This window comes from Pseudomonas sp. TNT3, from assembly GCF_010095445.2.
Lineage (GTDB): Bacteria > Pseudomonadota > Gammaproteobacteria > Pseudomonadales > Pseudomonadaceae > Aquipseudomonas.
Genome location: NZ_WFGV02000106.1, coordinates 1 through 7,890, shown reverse-complemented (window position 1 = coordinate 7,890; position 7,890 = coordinate 1). Strand labels below are relative to the sequence as shown.

7 protein-coding genes are annotated in these 7,890 nt (G+C 60.5%); 4 read left to right on the top strand and 3 right to left on the bottom strand.

What is annotated here, in order from left to right; genetic code table 11:
- Positions 1–189 precede the first annotated feature (189 nt).
- On the top strand, positions 190–1,146 hold the full coding sequence (locus tag GBC55_RS29230; protein WP_162441110.1) for an alpha/beta hydrolase: 957 nt from the start codon (positions 190–192) through the stop codon (positions 1,144–1,146).
- A 3-nt stretch (positions 1,147–1,149) separates the two neighbouring features.
- On the opposite strand, the gene GBC55_RS29225 is transcribed toward GBC55_RS29230, so the two are convergent.
- The 3 genes from GBC55_RS29225 to GBC55_RS29215 all read right to left on the bottom strand — a co-directional run bounded on the left by GBC55_RS29225 (position 1,150) and on the right by GBC55_RS29215 (position 5,295).
- On the bottom strand, positions 1,150–2,964 hold the full coding sequence (locus tag GBC55_RS29225) for an ABC transporter ATP-binding protein (RefSeq protein WP_162441109.1): 1,815 nt from the start codon (positions 2,962–2,964) through the stop codon (positions 1,150–1,152).
- Positions 2,965–3,011: 47 nt separating this feature from the next.
- Positions 3,012–4,142, bottom strand: a complete 1,131-nt coding sequence (locus tag GBC55_RS29220) for a hypothetical protein (RefSeq protein ID WP_162441108.1) — start codon at positions 4,140–4,142, stop codon at positions 3,012–3,014.
- A gap of 115 nt (positions 4,143–4,257) precedes the next feature.
- Positions 4,258–5,295: an AraC family transcriptional regulator gene (locus GBC55_RS29215; RefSeq protein WP_162441107.1), complete on the bottom strand. Its 1,038-nt coding sequence runs from the start codon at positions 5,293–5,295 to the stop codon at positions 4,258–4,260.
- Positions 5,296–5,461: 166 nt separating this feature from the next.
- On the opposite strand from GBC55_RS29215, the gene GBC55_RS29210 reads away from it, so the two are divergent.
- The 3 genes from GBC55_RS29210 to GBC55_RS29200 all read left to right on the top strand — a co-directional run bounded on the left by GBC55_RS29210 (position 5,462) and on the right by GBC55_RS29200 (position 7,465).
- Positions 5,462–6,313, top strand: a complete 852-nt coding sequence (locus GBC55_RS29210) for a 3-hydroxybutyryl-CoA dehydrogenase (RefSeq protein ID WP_162441106.1) — start codon at positions 5,462–5,464, stop codon at positions 6,311–6,313.
- On the top strand, positions 6,300–6,959 hold the full coding sequence (locus GBC55_RS29205) for a TetR/AcrR family transcriptional regulator (protein ID WP_162441105.1): 660 nt from the start codon (positions 6,300–6,302) through the stop codon (positions 6,957–6,959). The genes GBC55_RS29210 and GBC55_RS29205 overlap by 14 nt, the downstream gene beginning before the upstream one ends.
- A gap of 92 nt (positions 6,960–7,051) precedes the next feature.
- Positions 7,052–7,465: a VOC family protein gene (locus GBC55_RS29200; protein ID WP_162441104.1), complete on the top strand. Its 414-nt coding sequence runs from the start codon at positions 7,052–7,054 to the stop codon at positions 7,463–7,465.
- The last annotated feature ends 425 nt before the right edge of the window (positions 7,466–7,890 follow it).

Below are 7,890 nucleotides of genomic sequence, written 5' to 3'. Positions count from 1 at the left end.
GCTGCCGAGGCACGAGGCTGCGTCGGGCTGCGCAGCGGCCCCCGGGGGCGGTCCTGCGGACACGCAACGCAGCCTCGTACCTCGGCAGCTGCTACAGGGTGGGTGCCACGGTCTGTCGATAATTTCCCCGTCTGCGCCGCGCTTCTGTTAAAAACCGAACTTCAGATGGCTTGCCGGTGACTGATACACATGACCTCTTCCCTCCTCGCTCTTCTGCGCCGACGCTGGCTGTCGCTGTCGTGCATGGCCGTGCTGATTGTCGGCCTGCCCGCGAGTTGCGGGGTGCTTGAGCACAAAGAGCGCGAATTGCTGTTTCGCATCGAGCCTGGCACCGCCCGCTGGTATCGCGGTTTGCCGCAAGACGTTCAGGAGTTCGACATCAAACCCGCCAGCTTCAAGGCAGGTCAGAGCCTGCACGCCTGGTGGTGGCCCGCCGCGCGTCGCGATGCGCCGTCGATCCTGTATCTGCACGGCGTACGCTGGAACCTGACCGGCCAGGCGTTTCGCATTGAGCAACTGCGTGCCATGGGTTATTCGGTGCTGGCCATCGACTACCGCGGCTTCGGTCAAAGCAAGGGGGATTTGCCGTCTGAGGCCAGTGTCTACGAGGATGCACGAGCGGCCTGGGAGCGTTTCACGGCCATGCAGCCGGATGCCAACAAGCGCCTGATCTATGGCCATTCCCTCGGAGGCGCAGTGGCCATCGACCTCGCTGCAGACCTGGCAGCCCAGGCAAAAAAAGACCACGGCCCGGTCCCCGTGCGGGGCCTGGTGATCGAGTCCACCTTCACCTCATTGGGTGATGCAGTGGCGCAGGTGGCCGACAATAATCTGCCGGTGAAATGGCTGCCGGTGCGCTGGCTGCTGTCACAGAAGTTCGACTCCATCGACAAGATCGTCGACATCGACATGCCCTTGCTGGTGGTCCATGGCCTGGCCGATCAGTTCATGCCATCGCGCTTCAGTCAGCAACTCTTCAACGCCGCCAACGAACCCAAGCGCCTGTTACTGGTGCCCGGCGGTACGCACAACAACAGCATGAGCCTGGGGGGTGCGCAGTACCGGCAAGCCCTCGACGGCTTGATGAAAGCCAGGCCGCCGCAGGTCGCCGGGCCAACGACCGCTCACGGCGGTCACGATTCCTGAGGGTTATCGATAGCCCTGCGCCTGCAAGTGAAACAGCTGCGCATAGCGCCCTCCGGTGGCGACCAGACTGTCGTGATCACCGCGCTCCAAAATCGTGCCCTGGTCCAGCACCAGAATGTGGTCGGCATTGCGCACGCTGGAAAAACGGTGGGAAATCAGCAACGTCATGCGCCCCTCGGTGTGCTGGCTGAAATGCTCGAACACCGCCGCTTCCGCCGCCGGATCCAGGGCCGAAGTCGGTTCGTCGAGAATCAGGATGTCGGCGTCGCGGCGCATGTAGGCGCGGGACAAGGCGACTTTCTGCCACTGCCCGCCCGACAGTTCTTGCCCCCCGGCAAACCACCGTCCCAGCTGCGTGGCATAGCCTCGGTCCAGCCCCTTGATAAAGGGCGCCGCCATGCCTTCAGTGGCGGCTTCGTGCCAACGGGTTTCATCGCTGAACGCCTGCGTATCGCCAACCCCGATATTTTCACCGACGGTGAATTGATAACGAATGTAGTCCTGGAAAATCACGCCGATGCGCCGCCTCAGCGCCTCTTCCTGCCACGCATTCAGGTCGCTGCCGTCCAGCAGAATACGGCCTTGATCGGGGCGATACAGGCGAGTCAGCAACTTGATCAGCGTGGTCTTGCCTGAACCGTTTTCCCCGACCAGCGCGACGCTGTGGCCAGGCACCAAGTGCAAATCGATGCCTTCAAGGGCCGCGCGGCTCGCCCCCGGATAACGGAAACCGACGTTCTCGAAACGCAAGCCATCGCCCGGCACTGCGCCCACGGTCAAGTGCCCGGTGTCGACGATCACCGGCTCAGCCAGGTATTCATACAGGCTCGACAGATACAGACCGTCCTCGTACAGCCCACTGATAGCGCTCAGGCTGCTGCTCACCGCCGTTTGCCCCTGCTTGAACAGCACCAGGTACATGGTCATCTGACCGAGGGTGATGTTGCCATGGACGGTGTCGACCACGACCCAGGCGTAAGCCAGGTAAAACGCTCCCGTGCCGAGTAATCCTAGGACAAAACCCCAACCATCCCGGCGCAAGGTCAGCCGGCGGTCTTCGGCATACAGACGCGTGAAGGTATCGCGGTAGCGCTGCAACAACAGGGGCGCAATGCCGAACAGCTTGACCTCTTTGATGTAGGCCTCGTGGGAGAGCAGCGTCTCGATGTAATTCTGCTGCCGGCTTTCCGGCGCACGGCGGGTAAACAAGCGAAAGGCATCGCCGGAAAAATGCGCTTCGGCGAAGAACACCGGCAACGCTCCGACCACCAGCAACACCAGCGCCCAAGGCGAAAAATGCACCAGCAACACGCCGAAGCTGATCAGTACGATCAGGTTCTGGATCAACCCCAGGGACTTCATCACCAATGCCAACGGTCGGGTCGACGCCTCGCGCCGCACCCGGACCAGTTTGTCGTAGAACTCGGAATTCTCGAATTGCACGAGCGACAGCGTCTGGGCCTTCTCCAGAATCATCGTGTTGACCTTCTGCCCCAACTGCACCCGCAACAGCGATTGCTGAACGGACAATGCCCGCTGAGTCCCGGACAGCAACGCCAACACACCGGCCTCGAACAACACGTAACGCACCACAGGCCACAATGGCGCACTGCCCTGCTGGGCATGCAGTTGCATGGCGAACACCACGGCATCGACGATGCGCTGGCCCAACCACGCCGCCAGCGCCGGCAGAACACCGGCCACCAGCGTGGCCAGCACCAGGCCGAGAAACAGTGCACGCGAGGTGCCCCAGACCAGCAGCAAGGCGCGTCGAGCCTGATCCAGCAAGGTGGTGAAGCGGTTAAGAGCAACTGGCATACGGCACTGGACCCGGCGTGGTGATGGCGTCAAGACGCCATGGTACTTCAGCCAGCGTTCGGGGCGGGTGTTGCAGCGGCGGCGACCTTGGGTTTAGCGACTGGACAGACGTCAACGCCCACCAGACTGGCTCGAGGTACAAACTGCACGGCTTTGGAGTCGGTCTTCCACAACCTCACATAATAGGTACCGTCTGCTTCGGCGATGACGCGCAACGGACGACTGAAACCGGGTCTGTCGGGATCCGTGATCGACTCGAGTCCTTTGCTCTCGGGGCCGAAATTCAGGATCGTGCAGTTACGAGCGCCGGACGCGGACACCTGAAAGGCGAAGCCGCCCAGTTTCGCGCCCGAAGGCGGGTACAAGCCCAGGAAGATCACCAGCACCATGACCGCACACGCCACCAGTGCAACCGGGTTCTCATGGCCGTGCATTTTCTTCACGAACAACGCACCCAGCAGCTGGATGATCCAGATCACCAGCAACTCCGCCAGCATCAGCGGCACCAGCCACCACAAATTGCTAACGTAGCGGCCAGCGATGTCGATTGCGATGATCGTGATATTAAGAATGACGCCCATCTGCACAAAGGCGGACATGAGGCAGGCAAACCGGAAATCCATCGACATCGGGCCTTCGACACCCCGCGTCAACAGCCAGTAATAAGCGACCATGGTCAGCAGCGTGCCCGTTGCCGCCGCGAGCCCCCAGTACCAGGTGCCCGAGACTTGGGAGCCGATAGCACTCAACGAGGCACAAAAGAACCCGAGGATAAACAGGCTCGCCGCCCAGCGCCCTAACATGCGCCGATGCCGCGTCTGCTGCTCCGGGGAGGCTTGGCCCAAGGTGAATTCGTCGCTCAAGCGCCTGCCGGAATCATTCAAACGATGGAACAGGACGAAGATCGGCAACAGGAAGAACGCCCCCAGAATCGAAATGATGAACACCAGTATCGCGGCCATGACCGGCAGTGCCGTGATGACGGCGGAAGACGTGATGCTCAGCGGGATCTTTTCTTCCTGAACGTATTGATACAGGTAAACGCCCGCCGTCAGCAGAATGCCCACGGTCAATGGCCAGGCGCGTTCATTGAGCCACAACAGCCATTGGCTGATCTGGCTGAAGCGATTCGGTATCGGGGATGCGGTTAACGGGGGAATGTTTTCAATATCGGTCACGTCGACGAACTCCAGTTCCTTGGGGTCAGCGTCCTTGTCACAACGGCGTTGAACAGAGACTAAGGCCCGAGACTGTACAGCCCGAAACGGATGAAATCACCGGGGTAGCGCTCAATCAGTCGCGTCTGTCAGACGTTTCGCCAATCCCATCCTGAAACCGCGCCCGATACTTCCCCGGACTCTCCCCCGTCCATTTCTTGAACGCCCGATGAAATGCACTCGGTTCCTGAAACCCCAGGCGCTCGGCAATGTCGCCGATGCTCGCGTTGCTCTGGCGCAGCTGCTCAAACGCCACGCCGCGCCGCACCTCGTCTTTGATCTCCTGATACGAACAGCCTTCTCGCTCGAGTTTTCGCCGGAAGGTGCTGGGGCTCAGGTGCTGTTCCAGGGCGAAGGCTTGCAGGGTCGGCCACTCGCTGTAACGACTGTTGCGCAAGCGCTGATGCACCTGTGAGGCCAGGCCATGCTGGTTGCGGAATCGGATCACCAGCCATTGCGGTGCCGTGCGCAGGAATACTTTCAGCGACGCCAGGTCCTGGACCACCGGCAGGCGCAGGTAATGACTGGCGAATTCGATCTCGGTGCGTTCGGCGCCGAAGGTCAGGTTCGGCCCCCAGAGCAGACGGTCGTCGCTCAAGGGCAGGCGTTCATGACGAAAATCGGCGCGATCGATGGGGATACGGCGCCCGCCCAGCCAGCACAGCAGGCTAATCATCAGGACCAGAAATGTCTCTTCGCCAAAACGGCTGACGTCGTCGCTTCTGGCCTGTGATTCCAGGCTGATGACCGCGCGTTTGCCACGCACCGCCAGCGTGCCGCGAAAGTCCCGCAGGAACAGGGAGAAGTTGGCCAGGCATTGGCGCATGGCTTTGTGCAGGTCGGGCTCCTGAATCAGCGCCCGGCAGATCAGCGCGAAGGCGCCCGGTGGCATGCCATGGGAGTCGAGCCCGAAGAACTCATCATCGAGCTCGCGGATCTGAATCAGCCACAGCGCCGCAAAGGCACTCGCCGGCACGCGTGCCGTGGGCTGCCTGATCAGTGCCGGGTCGATGCCAGCCTCCTGCAGCACCGCTTCCAGACGCTGTGGATGCGCGCCCAGCTCATGAATCATGGCCTGCACAAAGTAGACGGCGACCGAGTCCTTTTCCCGCATGTGAACGTTTCACTCCCCAGTGTCCGCATGGCAAAAAACGCCAGTGCCGTTGAACAGTTTTGGCATAGGACAACGGCCCTGCCAGCTCTAGACTCGCGGCCAATAGTACGCTTTCGGCTGCCACGGCGGCCAAGGTATCGCACGGTTTGATCGCAAGGACTGGAACATGAATCTGCAAAACATTGGCGTGATCGGCGCAGGCACCATGGGTAATGGCATCGCCCAGGTCTGCGCCCAGGCCGGTTTCAACGTCACCTTGCTCGACATCTCCGAGAGCGCCCTGCAAAAAGCGCTCGCAACAGTCGGCAAGAACCTTGATCGCCAGGTCGCCAAGGACACCCTGACCGAAGCGCAAAAACTCGCCATTCTTGAACGCATCGGCACCAGCACCGATTACAGCCGCTTGCAGGACGTGCAACTGGTCATCGAAGCAGCCACCGAAAACCTCGACTTGAAACTGCGCGTGCTGCAACAGATTGCCGCACAGGTCAGTACCGAATGCGTGATCGCCTCCAACACATCCTCGCTGTCCATCACTCAACTGGCCGCCAACGTCAACCATCCTGAGCGTTTCATCGGCCTGCACTTCTTCAACCCGGTGCCGGTGATGGGGCTGATCGAAGTGATTCGGGGCCTGCAAACCAGCGACGCGACCCACGCCCTGGCGCTGGACATGGCCACCACGCTTGGCAAAACCGCGATCACCGCCGGCAACCGTCCGGGCTTCGTGGTGAACCGGATTCTGGTGCCCATGATCAACGAAGCGATTCTGGTGTTCCAGGAAGGCCTGGCCAGCGTCGACGACATCGACGCCGGCATGCGCCTGGGCTGCAACCAGCCCATTGGTCCGTTGGCACTGGCAGACTTGATTGGCCTGGACACCGTGCTGGCCATTCTCGAAGCGTTTTACGACGGATTCAACGACAGCAAGTACCGCCCTGCTCCACTGCTCAAGGAAATGGTAGCCGCCGGCTACCTGGGACGCAAAACGGGGCGTGGCTTCCATGCCTATGCCTGAGCGTTGCTCGCGCTTCGCCGAATACCGGGACAAAGTGCTGGAGCTGTTTGCCTGCAAGGGTTTCGGTCAGGTCGGCATGCGCGAACTCGCGACGTGCCTGGGGCTCGCGCCAGGCTCGCTGTATCACCATTTCCCCAGCAAGCAGCACTTGCTCCTCGACCTGATCGAGGAGTTTTACGAAGAGCTGCTGGCGACCCTGGGACGCATCGAACAGAAGGCGCCGGCCAAACGTGATCGGCTCCATGGCCTCATTCGCGCCCACCTGAATCTGCATCAGGAAATGCCCTGGCACTTCCGTCTGGCAGAGCGCGACAGCGGCTGTCTGAATGACGAACAGCAAGCGCGGGTTCGGCAATTGCGCGAACAGTACGAGCGTAAATTGCTGAAGATGCTCGGTGTTCGATCACGCTTCAGCGCCGAGGGTCTGGTGGCCGCCGGTCATGCCATTGCGTCGATACTCAACAGCGCGCCGACCTGGTTGACGCACTCTCCATTGGAGGAATCCGAGCGCGATGACATGCTCGAGAACCTGGTCAGTGGCGCCATCGAACGCTTGCTGGCACCGCGACGTTCGAACGAAGCAATAAGCCTGGCCTCTTCCATAGAAAAAACATCTAAAAAAACCTCAGCACTCGCTGCGATTTAGGGCTTTGCTACCCGGGTCGATGTCCATCGCAATTGGCTGACGAACCTGTCGTCAAAACCGGTGTGACCCCTTCAATGACCGGGAGCTGAAACATGAAAATCAATCCCTATCTGATCTTCAACGGCGACTGCAAAGCCGCCTTCACTTTTTACGCCCAGGCGCTGCAAGGTCAGATCGAAATGATGATGACCTTCGGTGAAAGCCCCGCCCGCGAACATGTTCCGGCGGATCTGCATAACCTGATCATGCACACCCGGCTGCTGGTGGGTGATCAGGCGATCATGGGCTCTGATACAACACCGGATCGGCCCACCGATGACATGGCCGGGTGTTCGATCTCGCTGAATGTCGACAGCATTGCCGAGGCGGAGCGGGTCTTTAATGCGCTGAAAGAGGATGGCAGCGTGCAGATGCCTCTGGAAAAGACGTTCTGGGCGGCGCGGTTTGGCATGTTGAACGATCGGTTTGGTGTGGCGTGGATGGTGAATTGCGAGAAGGATGAGTGATAGAGGCGTTCACTGTAGGAGCAAGGCTTGCTCGCGATGGCGGCCTGATAGCCGATGAGTATTTTCCTGATGCAGCTGGATCAAACTGTGGGAGCTGGCTTGCCGGCGATGGAGGTCTGACAGGCTATGAGGTTTGTAGGGTGTACATATCCGTTCCTGCAGTCACGGCCGCTATGGGTTTCGCTTTTACAGCGAGTCACTTTTGAAAGAGCGCAAAAGTAACCCAAACGCTCTTGCCCCACCACTTGGCACCTCGCCTAGGCTCGGTGTGCCCTCACTCCGGCATTGCTCCGCGGGCCGCCGCGATGGGCCATCCCTGGCCCAGCGCGGCTAAACCGGCATCCTTGCCGGTTTACCCGCTGCGCAATACCTGCGTTCGGCCAGCGTGGTTTAACGGGGCGCCTGAGATCAAAATCAAAAGCAAA